We start from the raw sequence: 18,122 nt of genomic DNA, 5'->3' as shown, positions 1-18,122 counted from the left end.
TCTAGCATATTTTCCAAATTAGCGCTCGCTGATTGGAACATATTTTTGCATACCTGGTCCAACATACTCTGCACGTGGACGAATCAAGCGGTTGTTAGCATATTGTTCAAGAATATGTGCTACCCAACCAGAAGTACGTGATACTGCGAAAATTGGTGTGAATAGGTCATGATCGATGCCTAAAGAATCATACACTGACGCAGAGAAGAAGTCTACATTAGCAGGTAATTTCTTTTGTTCAACAATCATGTCATGGATTTTAACTGACATTTCATAAAGCTCTGGTTTACCAGTTAGTTCAGTTAATTTTTGTGACATTACACGTAGGTGTGGTGCACGTGGGTCGCCTTTACGGTAAACACGGTGACCGAAGCCCATGATTTTTTCTTTGTTATCTAATTTATTTTGAATATAAGATTCAACATTATCAAGAGAACCGATTTCACTTAACATTTTCATAACTTGTTCATTCGCACCACCATGAAGTGGTCCTTTTAATGCGCCGATAGCTGCAGTTACACCTGAATAAACGTCTGATAATGTAGCTACACATACACGTGCTGTGAATGTAGAGGCATTTAATTCATGATCGGCATGTAATACTAATGCTTTATCGAATGCTTCGATTTCGATTGCTGCTGGTTCTTCACCTTTTAACATGTATAAGAAGTTCGCTGCATAACCTAGTTCTGGTTTTGGTGCAACTGGCTCTAAGCCTTTACGAACACGCGCAAACGCAGTTACTACTGTAGCAATTTTAGCTTGTAGACGGATAGCTTTACGGTAGTTAGCTTCTGGATCCATGACATCCGCTTCTTCATCGAATACACCAAGTAAAGATACTGCAGTACGTAGCGCAGCCATTGGATGTACAGTTGATAGTGGGTATGTTTTGAATTGGTCTACAATTGCTTGTGGAATAGACATGTTGTCTGCTAATTGTTGTTTTAACTCAGCTAGCTCGTCCGCTTTTGGTAAACGAGTGTGCCATAATAGATAAATTACCTCTTCAAATGATGCGTTATCTGCTAAATCATCAATGTTGTAACCAACATATGTAAGTGTGTCATCGATAATTGAGCTGATTTTAGATTCCGCCGCTACGATACCTTCTAAACCTTTTGTTGCTGACATAAATTATCGCTCCCTCATACTTTTAAATTTTGTTGTAAATGCATTTTAATTTGTTAACATTTACGGTTTTTGCTCATATGAACCATTAAGTAAATCGCTTACATTGCTATTATAATCATTTTTGACAGCTTTGTGAATGAAAAACCTTCAAATTAAGAAAATGCCGCCCGAGCGACTATAAAGACGTTCCAAAGAGATTTTTTTGTATTTTTTGACATTATTTTTTTATTTGAATCGGGGTGAAATTGTAAAAATGAGGAATATTAAGTATTTTTCATACGAAAGAACCATAAATGTTCTACTATTTATTTTTTATCTGTTAATTCTTTGGTTCGTATTACCTGTATCCCTTGCAATATTTTTATCTTTTTCTACGTATCCTATTATAAAATTTCTCAATGCTTATTGTAAAATCCCATATTGGCTCGCAGCAATATTGGTAGAAATACTTATACTAACTTGTATTTTTCTCCTCATCATTATATCCATTAACAGCATCATTCTGATCTTCCCTGAAATAAGAGATACACTGCAAAATTTCCAATTATTCACTGAATACGAGTCCATGTTTATACAAGTCTTACAAGAAAAATCGTTGTCAATTTTTGATTCTATCCTCGTTTACACAGCAAACCTATTACAATTATTCATGAAGCACGTCATTGAAGTGTTTATTTTCCTTGTCGCGTACTATTTTGCGCTACTAGAAACACGTAAATCCCGTTATTGGTTTTTTCAATATGTGCCTAAGAAATTTCGCAACGAATGGCGATCGCATTTTTCAAAAATTATGCAACTCTTTCATTACTTTATATTTGTAGAATTTCAGTTATTCACCATTACACTCTTCATCCTGTGTGCAGGCTTTATGATTTTTCAATTCGAACAAGCCATTATTAAAGCATTTATCGTTGCATTCGCAGATGTACTTCCATTCTTCGGTATCGGAGTCTTTCTCATTCCCATGAGTATTTACTTTTATTTCAATGGCAATACTTTTTTATGCGTTGCTATTTTACTTTTGTATTTATTTGTCCAATTAACAAGGCAGTTAGCTGATTCTATGCTGTGGTCTAATACATTACAATTGCGTACTTTTCACACTTTTTTCATCAGTGCTGCATCTATTTTATTATTTGGTTTTTACGGGATTTTACTCAGCCCCATATTTTTATTTTTGGCCGTTAAACTTAAAGAAAAATCTATCTTTGAACGATGATAAATTGACCTTTTTTCATTTTTTTTCGAATCCAATAAAATGCAATTGGCTGGAACAACTTTCTTGAGATGGGCATGAGTAGTAATAACCCTATAATATCAGTTAAAAAACCAGGTAAGGCTAACAGCACAGCACCGCTAAAATTCAGTAATGCATCAATCAAAGCAGGTCCGGGTGCTTCACCCTTAGCTATCGTATTTTTTACTTTTTGTACAGAATTCATACCTTTATTTTTTGCTACATAAATACCTATAACACTCGTCGCCATGATGAGCAATAAAGTACTCAATACACCTATTTTTTGACCAACTGCTATTAATAACGCCAATTCGGCTAATGCATACACAATGAAACCAAGAAAAAATTTTCGCATATTTTTCCCCTTCCTATTGAAAAGCTATACCTTTTATACGTTATTATAGCCCAATTAGTTTCATATAAAAAACAAAGAGCCTAAATTATAAGAAAAAGCTCTAGCTAGTGTGTAACTTTATTCGAACAATAGCAATAGGTGTAACTAATATTTACCCCGTACTATTTATCTTTAAACAAAAAAGCTCTAATACAGTTTTATGTATTAGAGCTTTTTCATTAGCTATTAAAGAACACTCGCATGCCCTTTATAAATGACACCTGTTTCAGCGTCCATTGTTATTTCTTGACCGTGACGAATTAATGTTGTTGCTTCTTTAACACCAACAATGACTGGAATTCCAAGGCTGAGCCCAACAACAGCTGCATGACTTGTAAGTCCACCTTCCTCCGTAATAAGACCACTGCAATTTTCAAGCGCTGGCATCATATCACGATCCGTACCAACTGTCACTAAAATACAACCTTCAGTATCATAAGCAAGTGCTTCTGCTGCATTTTTTGCAACAACTGTTTTACCAATGACTGAAGCTTTGCCAATACCTTGTCCACGAGCAAGTAAATCTCCTATAATGTGAACTTTCATTAAGTTTGTTGTACCTGCTTCGCCCACTGGTACACCAGCTGTAATAACAACTGCATCACCATGCGTTACATAACCATGCTTTAAGCTTTCGTCAACAGCAAGCTCTAAAATTTCGTCTGTCGTTGTAACACGTTGACATACAACTGGATTTACACCCCAAACAAGTGTTAATGTATGTGCAGTATTAGCAGAACCTGTTACTGCAACGATTGGCACACCTGGTCGATATTTTGCAATCATGCGAGCGGTGTTACCACTTTCTGTTGGTGCAAGTACGGCTTTAACGCCTAAGTTAATCGAAGTATAAGCAACTGCCTGTGAAATCGCTTCTGTCATATTTGCTTCTTTTTCACGACTTCTTGTAGAGACGATTGCCTTATAATCCAATGAATGTTCTGTACGTTCTGCAATTTTATTCATTGTTTGTACAGATTCAACTGGATAAAGCCCAGCAGCAGTTTCCCCTGAAAGCATAATGGCGTCTGTTCCATCGATAATGGCGTTTGCCACGTCACTTGCCTCTGCACGTGTTGGACGAGGGTTACGTTGCATCGAGTCTAACATTTGTGTTGCTGTAATTACGGGTTTACCAACTTGGTTACATTTTAAAATTAATTTCTTTTGTACAAGAGGTACCTCTTCAGCAGGAATTTCCACGCCAAGGTCTCCACGTGCTACCATTAACCCGTCGGATACTAAGATGATTTCGTCGATATTGTCGACACCTTCTTGGTTTTCGATTTTCGGGATAATTTGAATATGACTACCACCGTTTTGCTCAAGCAACTCTCGGATTTCTAACACATCCTTTGCTCGTCGTACGAATGAAGCCGCAATGAAATCGACACCTTGCTTTATGCCGAATAAAATATCTTGGGCATCTTTTTCAGTAATGCCAGGAAGCTGTACAGAAACTCCAGGTACATTAACACCTTTTTTATTTTTTAAGACACCGGCATTTTCCACAATCGTGTGAATCAGGCCTTTTTCTGTGTCAGTAGCTAATACACGTAATTGGATTAATCCATCATCTAATAAAATAATAGAGTTTTGTTCAACATCTTCAATTAATCGATTATAAGTGACAGAGAAACTTGCTTCTGTTCCTTCTACTTCAGTCATTGAAATATCAATAACTTGACCTGTTGTCAGATGTAGCTCGCCATTTTGCATGTTATGCGTACGAATTTCAGGCCCTTTTGTATCAAGTAAAATACCGACAGGTTTACCTAACTTCTCCGCTACTTCTCGGATTAAATTAATGCGCACTTCATGTTCTTCGTGTGTGCCGTGCGAAAAATTTAAACGGGCTACGTTCATACCTGCCTCAATCAATTTTTCTAAAGTTTCTGGTGATTCACTTGCCGGTCCAATTGTACATACAATTTTTGTTTTTCTCATTATCTGCCCACTCCGTTTTTGCTAAATTATATTGAAAGTTCTTTCATTAAAGTATATAAACCTACATCTGCCTCATGGTCTTTTTCAAAAGCTTCAGGCATATCATAGTCAATCACTTTATGATTGCGAATACCGACTGCTCGACCAAATTTACCTTCTATTAGCAATTCTACTGCATGTGCGCCAAACTGACTTGCTAGCACACGGTCACGCGCTGTAGGAGAACCTCCGCGTTGAATATGTCCAAGTACAGAAACACGCGTCTCTTTTCCTGTTTTCTCTTTTAGTAATTTTGCCAACTCATTACCTGACATGACGCCTTCAGCCACAATAATAATACTATGCTTTTTACCACGAGCTTCACCACGCTCTAAACGTGCTACAATGTCCTCTAAATTATAATCTTCTTCAGGGATTAACACTGTCTCCGCACCTGCAGCAAGACCTGCCCATAATGCGATATCCCCTGCGTCTCTCCCCATCACTTCAACAATAAATGAATTTTCATGAGAAGTCGCTGTATCACGGATTTTATCGATAGATTCTACAACTGTATTTAATGCAGTATCAAAACCAATTGTATACTCTGTACCTGGGACATCATTATCAATAGTCCCTGGCACGCCCACAACTGGGAATCCTTTTTTCACTAAATCCATTGCACCACGATAGGAACCGTCACCACCGATGACGACAAGACCATCAATACCAGCTGCCCGCATTTTTTCAATGCCCTGCTGTTGTACAGCATCTTCTTTAAATTCGGGGCAACGTGCTGAAAATAAATTAGTGCCACCTCTTTGAATGATGCCACCTACAGAGCCTAAATCTAAAGGCTCAAACGTGCCTTTTATTAAACCTTCATAGCCATGCTTAATCCCAATAACATCAACTCCATGATAAGCTGCCTTACGAACGACTGCACGAATGGCTGCGTTCATGCCTGGCGCATCTCCACCACTTGTTAATACGGCAATTTTCTTCATTGTCGAACAACCTCCTGCAGTTACACTATTATTATTCACATTAACACGAAAAAACAAACTATGTAAGGGTTCTGGAACGACAAAAACATAACTTTTACATAAAAAATGAAAAGAATGCGCTTTCACACACCCCTTCCATCAAAAAAAATCTAAAATATACCATTTTTCCAATAATACCTATGTATTATTGTACTTATTTTATACCCTCATCACCTCGACTCTAAACGAGATTATACTTCAGTATATTGCCCGATTTTTTTAAACTTCTCGTAACGGTCTTCAATCAATTGCTCACCGTTCAAAGAATTTAAAGCCTTTAATGTATCACTTATGCATTCTTTTAAATAGAGTGCTTGTTTGGCCACATTGCGATGCGCGCCACCGGTTACTTCTGGAACAATACCATCAATAACACCAAGTTCTTTTAAATCAGGTGCTGTAATTCGCATTGCTTCAGCGGCTTGCTTCGCAAGACTACCATCACGCCATAAAATAGATGCAGCACCTTCAGGGGAGATTACCGAATATGTTGAGTTTTCAAGCATAAAGACACGGTTTGCTACACCCAATGCAAGTGCACCCCCGCTTCCGCCTTCTCCAATAACAATGCTAATAACTGGCACTGATAGACCTGCCATTTCCACTAGATTGCGAGCAATCGCTTCACTTTGCCCCCGCTCTTCAGCCGCCTTACCTGGGTAAGCACCTTTCGTATCAATAAAACAAATAATTGGACGATTGAACTTCTCTGCCTGTTTCATTAATCGCAATGCTTTTCGGTATCCTTCTGGATGAGGCATACCAAAATTACGACGGATATTCTCTTTTGTAGACTTTCCACGTTGATGTCCGATAATCGTTACTGGCTGTCCTTCGAAAAGAGCAACGCCTCCAAGAATTGCCGCATCGTCTCCAAATGTACGATCTCCATGTAGTTCAATAAAATTTTCACACATTGCTTCAATATATTGAAGCGTTGTTGGACGCTCTGGATGACGTGCGACTTGTACACGATCCCATGGTTTCATATTTGCATAAATAGATTGTTCTAACTGTGTTAAACGCGTTTCTAACTTTTCAATTTCGCCTGTCATATCTACATCTGCTTCGGCAGCAATTGTCTTAAGTTCATCTATTTTTTCTCGTAATTGTACAACTGGTTCTTCAAAAGCTAATGTTTTAGACATGTTGCACGCCACCCTTCGTATGCATTTTTACAAGCACTGCTACTTGGTTACGTAAATCCTTACGATGGAAAATTGCATCAAGCTGGCCGTGTTCTAATAAAAATTCTGCCGTTTGGAAATCGCTTGGGAGCTTTTCTCTAACTGTTTCTTCAATTACTCGTCGACCAGCAAAGCCAATCAGTGCTTGTGGTTCAGCAATATTAATATCACCAACAGAGGCAAAACTTGCAGAAACGCCGCCCGTTGTTGGATGCGTTAAAATTGAAATAAATAGTAGACCGTGTTCACTATGGCGCTTTAATGCTACACTCGTTTTTGCCATTTGCATTAACGATAGAACACCTTCTTGCATACGTGCACCGCCACTTGCTGTAAAAATAATAAATGGTAAACGTAATTCTGTTGCTTTTTCAACAGCACGTGTAATCTTTTCACCCACTACTGAACCCATTGAACCCATACGGAAATGAGAATCCATAATCGCTACAACAATTTCTTCACCGTCAAGTGTACCTAGACCCGTTAATACAGCCTCATTTAAACCGGTTTTTTGTTGATCGGCAGTAATTTTCTCTACATAGGCTGGGAAACCAAGTGGATTACTCGTTTGTAAATGGTCGTCCATAGACACAAATGAACCTTCGTCTAAGAAGTACGTTACACGCTCCTGTGCGGTCATTTTAAAATGATGCCCACATTTTGTACATACTTTGTGATGCTTTTCTAATTCTTTCGTCAGTTGGATATGACGGCATTCAGGACATTTTGTCATGAGTCCTTCTGGAAATGCCTTTTCCTGCCCATCCTGCTTCTTTTTTCGGTTGCCACTAAATAAATTGCGTATTGCCATGTCTGACTCCCCCTTTGTTGTCTAAATGCTTTATACAGTACCCATCCACTGCTCGTAAGCTTGTAATGCCTCTTTCTCATAGCCAAGCTGCATCGATTTCAACATTGTTTGAATGATTATTTTTTCTTCATCTGTTGAGTTTCGATTTAAACGGTCACCGTCATAAGCTGCCAATTGAAACCAGATTTTTAGCGCAAGGCGATTGCCTGTCGTAATTAATACCTCTCGTAAAACATCCCGACAATTTACCGCCCCTTCTATTTCTAGTTTCACAAAAAAACTGTCCCACACGGGTAGTGTTCGCAGAATCTCTGTACAACTTATTACGCGGATAGCTTCCTTTTCATGAATTTGTCGCGTATATTCGACATCTTTTTTTGATTTTTCATCTTCTAATATAAACATCGACAAGACTTCTACGAGCTGATGCTTATGTGTTGCGGCAAGAAAAGTCCCTCCACCGTGTCTCGTTTCTATAAGTCCCAACAATTCTAAACTTCGAAGGGCCTCTCTCACAGAGGAACGACCGACACCTAGACGCTCTGATAGGACTCGTTCAGAAGGTAGCTTCTCTCCAGCTTGAATTTTCTCCAAGCGAATAAGCTGACGCAGTTGCTGAACGATTTCTAAAAACACTTTCTTCTGTTCGGTTTGTTTATCCATATGATAACTCCCCTATCAAAAAAGTGGTCTGACCACTTTTTAACGTTGACTCTAGCTTACAAAATAACTGTTTAAAAGTAAAGAAAAAACTGCATAAAAGTTATGCAGTTTCTAAAATCTTGTTTAATTTCATATTTTTTTTGTCGTTTGCGCATGTTTTGCTTTTACTTGTGGCTTGCCAAAACGTAGTTCTAGTGACCCTTCAATGTAAAGCAGTTCGTCCTCTAGCAACATTTCCTCGACTAACTGAAACACCTGAGGGAATAATGTTACGGATACAGTACCAAATTCATCTTGAAGTTGAACAAAAGCCATTTGCTCACCTTTTTTTGTACGAATTTTTTTCACTTCTTCAATCATGCCAATCATTTTAACATACGTACCTTCACGCAAATTTTTCAACTCACGGCACGTAGCATTCACATTGCCCCAAGATACTCTTTCCTCAGTGACTGGATGTGCTGTTATATAAAAGCCCAAACTTTCTTTTTCATGCTGCAACTTTTCCTTTTGTGACATTGCATGTGCCTCCATATACTTCGGTTTACCAAAGTCAAAAGCTGTAGCTGTTTCAATATCGATATCCTCTGTTGGGCGTAAGAGCTCCGCCTGCTTAAGGGCCGCCTCTAAAGTCGTCAGCAACACTGCACGATCCTTGCCTAAATAATCCAGTGCTCCTGCAAAAATTAAAGACTCCATCACTTTTGGTTTAAAATGTTGCGCACTTAAAGCAACAGCCAAATCAAATAAATTATGAAAGGCATCTTGATTGGTTTTTCGCAAGGCAACTAGCTTTTCTAAAAACGGTTGCGGCACCCCTTTAACGCCCGATAAACTATAGCGAATGCCCCCACTTTCGACAGTAAAAAACTTTGTGCTGCGCTGTAAGGAAGGCGGGTAAAACGGAATACCTTTTTCCTTTGCTTCAGCGACAAGCTGCTGAATTTTATCGGCATTGCCTGTTGCATTCGATAATAACGCCGCATAGAAACTTTGTGGGAAATGTGCCTTTAAATAGGCCATATGATAAGAGATTATACTATAGGCCACCGCATGGCTTTTTGGAAAACCATAGTCTGCAAAGCGAACAATTAACGCATACACCTCTTCTGCTATGTGGCTTTCAAACCCTTGCCTACTAGCTCCACTGACAAATGCAGCACGTTGCTCCTCAAGGACCTCACGCTTTTTCTTACTAACCGCACGACGCAGTAAATCAGCCTGCCCCATCGTAAATCCAGCCATAACTGAAGCAATGTGCATAATCTGCTCCTGGTAGACAATGACGCCAAACGTCTCTTGCAAAATTGGTTCCAGTATCGGATGTGGCATTATAACAGGCTCTTTACCTGCTTTTCGTCGTGCATAGACTGGTATAAAATCCATCGGACCTGGACGATAAAGTGCATTGACTGCCACAATATCCAAAAAATGTGTAGGATGAATATCACGTAATGCTTGCTTCATCCCTTCGGATTCTAATTGGAATATTCCTACCGTATCACCAGTTTGTAATAGCTGTAACGTCTTCTCATCTTGCATTGGAATGAGATCAAATTCAATCCAAGGCCCGCCCGCTTTATAAATTGACCAACGTATTTGCTCTAAAATAGTCAAATTACGTAAGCCTAAAAAGTCCATTTTTACAAGACCTCTGGCTTCAACATCGCCCATTGGCCATTGCGTTAAATAAATATCGTCATGGCCATTTTCAATCGGTACAGTATTCACTAATGGTGTTGGTGATAGTACAATTCCAGCCGCATGTGTAGAAGAATTTCTCGGTAAGCCCTCTAGCTTTAACGCCACCTCATACCAACGACGATGGTATTCATTTTCAGCTAGCCAAGCTTGAAAATTCTGAGACTCTGCTACCGCTCTTTGTATCGTCATCCTTGGCTTATTAGGAATCATTTTTGATATTTTTTCAAGTTCCTCTGCCTCAAATCCAAAAACACGCGCTACATCTCTAGCAACTGCTTTCGCAGACAATGTTCCAAAGGTAATGATTTGTGCTACATTTGCCTTGCCATATTTTTGTGCGACGTATTGGATAACTGTTTGTCTTTTGCTATCAACAAAATCAATATCTATATCAGGTAATGTTACTCGTTCAGGATTTAAAAAACGTTCAAATAATAAACCATATTCAAGTGGATCAACACGGGTAATAGATAAGCTATAGGCAACAAGTGAGCTTGCCGATGACCCCCGCCCCGGACCAGTTAAAATATGATTTTCTTTGGCAAAGCGCATAAAATCAGCAACAATTAAAAAATAATCTGCATAGCCCATTGAACAGATAACATCTAACTCATAATGGAGTCGTTCGCGATAGGCTGTCGGTATGTCATTTTGTTGCAAGCGTGTGGCAAGTCCCAAAAAAGCTGCTTTTATAAGAAGGTTGTCAGCCGTGTCATCTGCTGGTACAGGATACTTCGGCATTTGGATTTGCGCTTTCGGAATTTCCGCTCTACAACTAGCGAGCATGACTGAACTTGTTTCAAGCCATTGTGGACGATCATCAAACCATGCAAGCATCTCTTCTTTAGTTGGTGCAAAATTCCCTTGTAAATGGGCTGTTAACATTGTTTCACTGAGCTTTGCTCCTTGATCAATGGCTCTAGCAACTTCATAGGCAAAATGATCTTCTGGGCGTAAAAAATAGCTATCATGTGTGGCGACAATCTGTATATGTTCAGCTTCACACCATCGTGAAATAGCTGTTTCCGTTGCCGAAACAATGCCTGCTGGTCTTGCAATACCTACATAAAAACGTTCTATAAAGACATGGTGCAGCGCACTTGCAACCTTAGTCCATTCATCTATCTCTAGTGAGCTACTTGTAGGAAGCATTGCCAGACAGCCTGCCGAATAGCCTTTAAGCCATTTCCATGGTAATACCTCGTTCTCTTTAATCGAAACGGCACTACTAATCTTTAATAGATGTTGGTAGCCTTCTTGTGTTTGTGCATACAAAACAACTGGAATGACAGTTTCCTGCCACTGCACATTCACCGTTAGCCCTAATACAGCATGAATATTGGCCTGCTGCATTGCTTTACAAAAAGGCAAAAGCCCGTACAATTTCGAATTGACGATTGCACAGGCCTGTGTATTCTGCTCTTGTAAAAAAGGGATCAATTGCTCAAGTCGAATCGTACTTTTCAATAAATCCGCACTCGTATGCATTTGTGTATACACATGTGTCAAAAGAATCCCTTCCTCTCATTCCATTTTTATTGATATGCCTGACAGATTTCCTGTAAACGTTTTGTGACACGGTCCGCCTCTTCCCATGAATACGCAGTTGCGCCTGAAGCGAGCGGATGTCCACCACCATTAAATTCCTTGGCCAATGTATTAATAATAGGCCCTTTTGAACGTAAACGTACGCGAATTTGATCGCCTTCTTCAATAAAGACTACCCATGCACAAATCCCTTTTACACTTCCAAGACAACCTACTAAAAGTGATGCTTCTGATGGCACAACATTATTATCAGCAAGCAATTCCTTCGTAAGCTTCACAAAAGCTGCACCGTTATCATCCATTTGGAAATGCTGATAAATATAGCCTTGTAAATTTAATAGTTTACGTTCCATTTCATACATACCATCGAAGATTTGATTTCGATCAAAATCATATGTAATGAGCTCGCCAGCAATTTTAAAGGTTTTCACGGTCGTGCTTGGGAATTGGAAACGACCAGTATCACCAACAATTCCACCAAATAATAATCTTGCCGCTGCAGCAGATAGCGTCCAGTTAGCTACTTCTTTGCCTTCCTCAAAAAGTTCATAAATCATTTCACTACATGAACTTGCTGTCGTATCAACCCACAGTAAGTCCCCATATGCATCGTCATTTGGATGATGATCAATTTTAATGACCATTTTACCTTTCGTATAGCGTTGGTCATCTACTCGTTCAGTGTTTGCTGTATCCGTAACAATGACTAGTGCATCTGCATATACATCATCTGCAACTTGATCTGGCATTGCTAAAAATGACAAGGATGTATCATGCTCACCAACTGCATAAACTTTCTTTTCTGGGTAATTTGCTAAAAGTAACTCCTTTAAGCCAATTTGTGACCCATATGCATCGGGATCAGGGCGCACATGTCGGTGGATAACGATTGTTTCATATGAAGCAATTGTGTCGATGATTTGTCTTTTCAAAATGGTTTCCCCCAAAATGATAGTAATAACCGTTAGCAATTTTCTTAAATTATCGTTACAATAATGACTAGTTATGCTAGGAGGTTTACTATGCTCAATTTAATTTTTGTATTTGCGATTATCATAGCGTTTGTATTTTATTTTTATTTTAAAACAAGACAATTCCGTTCTACTTTACCAATCGCTAAAAACTGGTATAAAAGTAAAGCAAACGTAGGTCTAGGCGCGTTTATCTTATTGTTCGCCTTAAACCAGGCGTATTTATTCCCTGGTACGTATACCTTTATTATTGTAGCAATTCTTGTCGTTTTAGGCATCTTTGTTGTAATAGAGAATGTTAAAAAGGTCCGTCACTACGGTCAATACGTTAAAGAAGAATTCCGTATTAACCAATAAGTAATAACTTAATCGGACATTAACCAGAGTCTGATTTGTGCTCACTTTTTGAGTTATGACAACGGAAGTTACAGTAACCGTTAAACTGCATAAAGCCATAAAGGGATGACCTAGTATTTGCGCTAGACCATCCCTTTTTTGTACGCTTAACGCTCTAGTAGCTGGAACATCATCATTGCCTTACCAACAAGTACTTGATGATTAAATACTTCGAAGTCCATCTTCACGAACTTACGGCTCATATCTAAAATTCGAGGTTTAACAGTAAGGGTGCTTTCCATTTGCACAGGCTTAATGAAATAAATCGTCATGTTCTCTGCCACTGCATCTCCACGCTTTCGACGCTTCAATGCAAATGAACCAACCTCTGCAAGTAGCGTTGTAAATGCTCCGTAGGAAATCGCCCCATATTGGTTTGTCATTTGTGGTGTCACTTTAAACTCAACGATTAAATTCTCATCGCCAAGCACCTTCATTTCATTCTTAACTAAATCATCAATTGTCTCTCCATGCTGTGGCTGTCTTTGTGCAAGTTGTAATGCCTTCAGCACATCTTGACGACTAATAACTCCTTGTAAAACATTATCATCGTTAACAATTGGCAGTAGGTCAATGCCCTCCCAAATCATGCGGTGTCCTGCTGAAGCAACACTCATCTTCATGGATCCAGCAATTGGATTTTTCGTCATGACCTTTTCAATTAGCTCATCTTCTTCCCTACCTATAACGTCTTTTACAGTTACCATGCCAATCAGCTTATTATTCATCGTTACGACAGGAAATGCACCATGCGTCGTACGCTCATTCAGCTTATGGAAATGATGAATCGTTTCATCATTGCGAAGTACTGATGTATCTGTCATCGGTACATAAATATCCTCAATAAATAATATATCTTTTTTGATTAATTGGTCATAAATTGCACGGTTAATCATTGTCGCTACGGTAAAAGTATCATAGCTCGTTGAAATTATCGGTAAATCTAATGAATCTGCCAGCTGTTTGTTAGCCTCCGTTGTATCAAAACCACCTGTGATTAACACAGCAGCACCTGCTCGCAACGCATTTTCATGTGCTCTTATACGGTTACCTACGATCAGTAAGCTCCCTGCATCTGTATAACGCATCATATCTTCTAATTGCATTGCTCCTATAACAAATTTTGTTAACGTTTTATGTAGACCTGTTTTACCACCTAAAACTTGGCCATCTACAATATTAACAATTTCCGCAAAAGTTAATCGCTCAATGTTTTCCTTCTTTTTCTTTTCAATACGAATCGTTCCGACACGTTCAATGGAGCTCACTAAACGGCGATTTTCGGCTTCCTTAATGGCACGGTAAGCTGTTCCTTCACTCACTTGCATTTCTTTTGCAATTTGACGTACTGAAATTTTATCGCCCACGGGTAGTGACTCGATATATTGTAAAATCTTCTCATGTTTTGTAGACAAAATATCACCTATTTCTCAAGCAATCAATTCTGCTCTTAGTGTACCATATTTTTTATAAAAATATTGAGTATAAAGTGGTGAAATTGTTGAACTTTGCCCACCGTTTCAACTACGCACGTGGTGTCAGTCTATATAGTACAGCGACGTCACAAATTAGAAACAGTTTACTTTTTCACCGGCTTTTAAAATTTGAACCTCTGCATTTTGAACTAAATCTGCAAAAATTTGAGGATCTTGTTCGATTGGAGGGAATGTATTGTAATGCACCGGAACGACAATTTTCGGCTTTAAAAACGCCACGGCACAAGCCGCATCCTCTGGCCCCATTGTAAAATTGTCACCTATTGGTAAAAACGCCACATCAATTGGATGTCTTTCGCCAATTAGTTCCATATCGCTAAATAATGCCGTATCACCTGCATGATAGATCGTTATACCTTCGATAAATAGTAAGATTCCGGCTGGCATACCCATATAAATAATTTCATTATTTTCAGTTGTATAGGAGGAGCCATGGAAAGCTTGTGTAAATTTCACTTTACCGAAATCAAATTCTTTCGCACCGCCAATATGCATTGGATGCGCTTTTACGCCTTGCCATGAGATCCAGTTTGCCAGCTCGTTTGGTGCAATGACAAGCGCATCTTTTTTTCGGGCAAGCTCTACCGTATCGCCCACATGGTCATTATGCCCATGTGTAAGTAATATAATATCCGGTGCTTCCTCAGAAACCTGCAAATCAGTTTGTCCATTTCCATTAATGAAAGGATCAATTAATATCGTCTTACCATTTGATTGAATTTTGACAACAGAATGTCCATGATAACTTATTTCCATTTGTCATTCCTCCTTGCATTACATTTTTTGCTTCATCATTTTAATTCGCTACCCATGCGCTTTTTCCCTTTTTTTGATATGCTTGTACAGGATAAAAACTATAGAGAAATATGAGGAGGAAATGATAATGTCAAAGGTTGAAGAAATTCAAAATTATTTACAACAAAATCAAATTGATGCTGCTTTTGTAACGACACCAGATAATGTTTTTTACGTTTCAGGTTTTAAAAGCAATCCCCATGAAAGATTACTAGGTGTGATGATTTTTAAAGAGTCGGAGCCCTTTTTAATTTGTCCTCAAATGGAGATGCCAGATGCAAAGGATGCCGGTTGGCCATATGAAGTAATTGGTCACCAAGATACGGAAAATGCTATGGAAATACTTGCTCAAGCTATCAAAGCTCGAAATGGAGATCCATCTACATGTGCAATTGAAAAATTGCAGCTCATCGTGGAACGTTTAGAAGCTTTACAGCACTCATTCCCACAGGCAAGTTTTGTTCGCCTTGACGAACAAATTAATGCAATGCGCGTTATCAAAGATGAAGATGAGTTAGATAAATTAAGAAAAGCTGCAGAACTAGCAGATTATGCTATTGAAGTTGGATGCAAAGAGGTTGCTGAAGGTAAAACAGAAATGGAGATTTTAACTGCCATTGAAAGTGCGATTCAAGAAAAGGGTTGTAAGATGTCCTTTGAAACAATGGTATTAAGTGGTCCTAAAACTGCTTCCCCTCACGGTAAACCAGGTGCCCGGAAAGTTGAAAAAGGCGATATGGTATTATTCGACCTCGGTGTTATTTACGAGGGGTATTGCTCTGATATTACACGTACTGTTGCTTTTGGCCAACCTACGGATGCACAGAAGGAAATATATCATGCAGTACTAGCAGCTAATAACAATGCGATTGCAGCCGTAAAACCAGGTGTTCGCGCAATGGACTTAGATAAAATTGCACGTGATACCATTACTGACGCTGGCTACGGACAATATTTTACGCATCGTCTAGGTCATGGTCTTGGCATTTCTGTACACGAATTCCCTTCTGTTACAGGTGCTAACGATATGACGATGGAGCCAGGTATGGTATTCACTATTGAGCCAGGTATTTACAAGTCTGATGTAACAGGTGTTCGCATCGAAGACGATGTCGTTGTTACAAATGATGGCGTAGAAGTGCTAACAAAATTCCCAAAAGAATTAATTGTTCTGTAGCGTAAAATTTTAATCGCAATGTCATAAAGAATAATTGATTTATGAAGCGCGACAGGACGTAGAGTTGTTGATGGCTTTACCTTCAACTTAAGTTAGTGCCGATAAAACAAATAAAGGAAGCATCCATTTTTCAATGGTGCTTCCCTTTTTATGTTATACAAAAAGTTCACATGTTAAGCGCTGAAGACACTAGCCTCACCGCTTAACTGCCACTTTAATTAGCTTAATGTCATTAAATCATCGACATGGATGTATGGTAATTCTTGTGCGTCTGCAACTGCTTTATACACAATATGCCCGTCAAAAGTATTTAAACCTTTTTTCAGTGCTGGATTATCGATACATGCTTGCTTATAGCCTTTATTTGCAATTTGCAATGCATATGGAATTGTGTTATTTGTTAAAGCAATTGTTGATGTACGTGGTACAGCGCCTGGCATATTTGCCACTGCATAGTGCACAACACCATGTTTAATATACGTAGGATCGTCATGTGTAGTTACACGATCAGACGATGCAAAAATTCCCCCTTGGTCAATTGCAATATCAACTACTACAGAACCCGGTTGCATTGAAAGAATCATCTCCTCCGAAACAAGCTTTGGTGCCTTTGCTCCAGGAATTAGAACAGCTCCAATAACTAAATCCGAATTTTTCACCGATTCCGCAATATTATAAGGGTTTGACATTAATGTTTGAACTTCACGCCCAAATAAATCTTCTATTTGACGTAGACGCTCTGGACTTAAATCAATTACAGTTACATCTGCACCCATTCCAACAGCTATTTTTGCTGCATTTGTTCCAGCGATACCTCCACCGATAACTGTAACTTTTCCACGAGGCACGCCCGATACGCCTCCTAGTAAAATCCCTTTACCACCATGATTTCTTTCTAAAAATTGTGCACCGATTTGTGTCGCCATTTTGCCAGCAACTTCACTCATTGGTGTTAGTAAAGGTAAAGAACCATTTGCTAACTGTACTGTTTCATAGGCAATACCTACAACTTTCTTATCTAAAAGTGCCTGCGTCAGCTCACGCTCCGGCGCTAAATGTAAATAAGTAAATAATATTTGGCCTTCATAAAAATAATCGAATTCCGCTGCTACAGGTTCTTTTACTTTTAATATCATTTCCTGTGCCCATGCTTCTTTTGCAGTTGCAACAATGTGAGCTCCAGCAGCTAGGTAATCTGCATCTGTGAAGCTTGAGCCTAGACCAGCTCCTGCTTCGATGTGCACTTCATGGCCTGCATGTGTTAATGTTACAACTCCTGCTGGTGTCATTGCTACACGATTTTCATTGTTTTTAATTTCTTTTGGAATACCAATCTTCATGTTTCCTGTCCCCTTCCGTAACCTTTGAAATAAGCATTGTTTCATCAATTCTGCATTAGCATAATTGATACACCCCTTATGCACTTCCATCTTACCAAAAAAGTGCAAAAAATGCTTTAATTAATGCGGCTTCAAGTGAAATTTATAAGATTTTCATAATGCTGAATAGTAAGATTTTTAATAACAAATATGAATTTAGCAGTAAACGCCTTTAGTTTTTCACAATTTTTCCTTCGGAAAGTATTTCCTTTAGGAAATCATTTGGTATAATCAGAATATAAATATAGGGAGGTAATA

15 protein-coding genes are annotated in these 18,122 nt (G+C 38.8%); 3 read left to right on the top strand and 12 right to left on the bottom strand.

All coding sequences use genetic code 11. The annotated features are described in order from the left end of the window. Window positions 1-18 precede the first annotated feature (18 nt). The gene (gene citZ / locus C9J35_RS03170; protein WP_054767257.1) at window positions 19-1,134 is read right to left on the bottom strand and encodes a citrate synthase; all 1,116 of its coding nucleotides are present in this window, start codon (window positions 1,132-1,134) and stop codon (window positions 19-21) included. A 253-nt stretch (window positions 1,135-1,387) separates the two neighbouring features. Here citZ and C9J35_RS03165 point away from each other — a divergent pair, with 253 nt between their 5' ends. Continuing rightward, a complete protein-coding gene (locus tag C9J35_RS03165; protein WP_235616185.1) occupies window positions 1,388-2,353 on the top strand; it encodes an AI-2E family transporter in 966 nt (321 codons plus the stop codon). Here C9J35_RS03165 and C9J35_RS03160 read toward each other — a convergent pair. From C9J35_RS03160 to C9J35_RS03125, 8 genes are all read right to left on the bottom strand, one after another. Continuing rightward, on the bottom strand, window positions 2,337-2,726 hold the full coding sequence (locus C9J35_RS03160; protein WP_107923401.1) for an FxsA family protein: 390 nt from the start codon (window positions 2,724-2,726) through the stop codon (window positions 2,337-2,339). The genes C9J35_RS03165 and C9J35_RS03160 overlap by 17 nt on opposite strands. Before the next feature lie 225 nt (window positions 2,727-2,951). After that, window positions 2,952-4,712, bottom strand: coding sequence for a pyruvate kinase (pyk, locus tag C9J35_RS03155; protein WP_107923400.1), 1,761 nt, complete (start codon window positions 4,710-4,712; stop codon window positions 2,952-2,954). Window positions 4,713-4,738: 26 nt separating this feature from the next. Next, a complete protein-coding gene (gene pfkA, locus C9J35_RS03150; protein WP_107923399.1) occupies window positions 4,739-5,698 on the bottom strand; it encodes a 6-phosphofructokinase in 960 nt (319 codons plus the stop codon). Between the two features lie 230 nt (window positions 5,699-5,928). Continuing rightward, on the bottom strand, window positions 5,929-6,885 hold the full coding sequence (locus C9J35_RS03145) for an acetyl-CoA carboxylase carboxyltransferase subunit alpha (RefSeq protein ID WP_107923398.1): 957 nt from the start codon (window positions 6,883-6,885) through the stop codon (window positions 5,929-5,931). Then, window positions 6,878-7,735, bottom strand: coding sequence for an acetyl-CoA carboxylase, carboxyltransferase subunit beta (gene accD, locus C9J35_RS03140; RefSeq protein WP_107923397.1), 858 nt, complete (start codon window positions 7,733-7,735; stop codon window positions 6,878-6,880). The genes C9J35_RS03145 and accD overlap by 8 nt, the downstream gene beginning before the upstream one ends. A 30-nt stretch (window positions 7,736-7,765) precedes the next feature. Continuing rightward, window positions 7,766-8,398 carry a FadR/GntR family transcriptional regulator gene (locus tag C9J35_RS03135; RefSeq protein ID WP_107923396.1) on the bottom strand — a complete coding sequence of 211 codons (633 nt, stop codon included), beginning with the start codon at window positions 8,396-8,398 and terminating at the stop codon, window positions 7,766-7,768. A 129-nt stretch (window positions 8,399-8,527) separates the two neighbouring features. Next, a complete protein-coding gene (dnaE, locus tag C9J35_RS03130; protein WP_107923395.1) occupies window positions 8,528-11,611 on the bottom strand; it encodes a DNA polymerase III subunit alpha in 3,084 nt (1,027 codons plus the stop codon). 26 nt (window positions 11,612-11,637) lie between these two features. Next, window positions 11,638-12,582, bottom strand: coding sequence for a DHH family phosphoesterase (locus C9J35_RS03125; protein WP_107923394.1), 945 nt, complete (start codon window positions 12,580-12,582; stop codon window positions 11,638-11,640). 90 nt (window positions 12,583-12,672) lie between these two features. Between C9J35_RS03125 and C9J35_RS03120 the strand changes: the two genes are divergently transcribed. Continuing rightward, window positions 12,673-12,978: a YtpI family protein gene (locus C9J35_RS03120; RefSeq protein ID WP_010860189.1), complete on the top strand. Its 306-nt coding sequence runs from the start codon at window positions 12,673-12,675 to the stop codon at window positions 12,976-12,978. A 146-nt stretch (window positions 12,979-13,124) separates the two neighbouring features. On the opposite strand, the gene C9J35_RS03115 is transcribed toward C9J35_RS03120, so the two are convergent. Continuing rightward, window positions 13,125-14,432 carry a DRTGG domain-containing protein gene (locus tag C9J35_RS03115; RefSeq protein WP_010860190.1) on the bottom strand — a complete coding sequence of 436 codons (1,308 nt, stop codon included), beginning with the start codon at window positions 14,430-14,432 and terminating at the stop codon, window positions 13,125-13,127. A 153-nt stretch (window positions 14,433-14,585) separates the two neighbouring features. Then, entirely contained in the window at window positions 14,586-15,269 is a 684-nt protein-coding gene (locus tag C9J35_RS03110; protein WP_107923393.1) for a metal-dependent hydrolase, read from the bottom strand. A 127-nt stretch (window positions 15,270-15,396) separates the two neighbouring features. Between C9J35_RS03110 and C9J35_RS03105 the strand changes: the two genes are divergently transcribed. Further along, the gene (locus C9J35_RS03105) at window positions 15,397-16,485 is read left to right on the top strand and encodes a M24 family metallopeptidase (protein ID WP_107923392.1); all 1,089 of its coding nucleotides are present in this window, start codon (window positions 15,397-15,399) and stop codon (window positions 16,483-16,485) included. Window positions 16,486-16,703: 218 nt separating this feature from the next. Here the strand turns inward: C9J35_RS03105 and ald are convergent, their stop codons facing one another. After that, complete coding sequence (ald, locus tag C9J35_RS03100; protein ID WP_107923391.1) at window positions 16,704-17,825, bottom strand: alanine dehydrogenase; 1,122 nt, start codon at window positions 17,823-17,825, stop codon at window positions 16,704-16,706. Window positions 17,826-18,122 lie beyond the last annotated feature (297 nt).

This window comes from Lysinibacillus parviboronicapiens, assembly GCF_003049575.1.
Taxonomy (GTDB): Bacteria; Bacillota; Bacilli; order Bacillales_A; family Planococcaceae; genus Lysinibacillus; species Lysinibacillus parviboronicapiens.
This window is presented reverse-complemented; position numbering and strand designations above follow the sequence as displayed.

Bases quoted from the DNA above. Each gene is read 5' to 3' on its own strand.
- citZ (WP_054767257.1), bottom strand. From the start codon at position 1,134: ATGTCAGCAACAAAAGGTTTAGAAGGTATCGTAGCGGCGGAATCTAAA.
- C9J35_RS03165 (WP_235616185.1), top strand. From the start codon at position 1,388: ATGAGGAATATTAAGTATTTTTCATACGAAAGAACCATAAATGTTCTA.
- C9J35_RS03160 (WP_107923401.1), bottom strand. From the start codon at position 2,726: ATGCGAAAATTTTTTCTTGGTTTCATTGTGTATGCATTAGCCGAATTG.
- pyk (WP_107923400.1), bottom strand. From the start codon at position 4,712: ATGAGAAAAACAAAAATTGTATGTACAATTGGACCGGCAAGTGAATCA.
- pfkA (WP_107923399.1), bottom strand. From the start codon at position 5,698: ATGAAGAAAATTGCCGTATTAACAAGTGGTGGAGATGCGCCAGGCATG.
- C9J35_RS03145 (WP_107923398.1), bottom strand. From the start codon at position 6,885: ATGTCTAAAACATTAGCTTTTGAAGAACCAGTTGTACAATTACGAGAA.
- accD (WP_107923397.1), bottom strand. From the start codon at position 7,735: ATGGCAATACGCAATTTATTTAGTGGCAACCGAAAAAAGAAGCAGGAT.
- C9J35_RS03135 (WP_107923396.1), bottom strand. From the start codon at position 8,398: ATGGATAAACAAACCGAACAGAAGAAAGTGTTTTTAGAAATCGTTCAG.
- C9J35_RS03120 (WP_010860189.1), top strand. From the start codon at position 12,673: ATGCTCAATTTAATTTTTGTATTTGCGATTATCATAGCGTTTGTATTT.
- C9J35_RS03110 (WP_107923393.1), bottom strand. From the start codon at position 15,269: ATGGAAATAAGTTATCATGGACATTCTGTTGTCAAAATTCAATCAAAT.
- C9J35_RS03105 (WP_107923392.1), top strand. From the start codon at position 15,397: ATGTCAAAGGTTGAAGAAATTCAAAATTATTTACAACAAAATCAAATT.
- ald (WP_107923391.1), bottom strand. From the start codon at position 17,825: ATGAAGATTGGTATTCCAAAAGAAATTAAAAACAATGAAAATCGTGTA.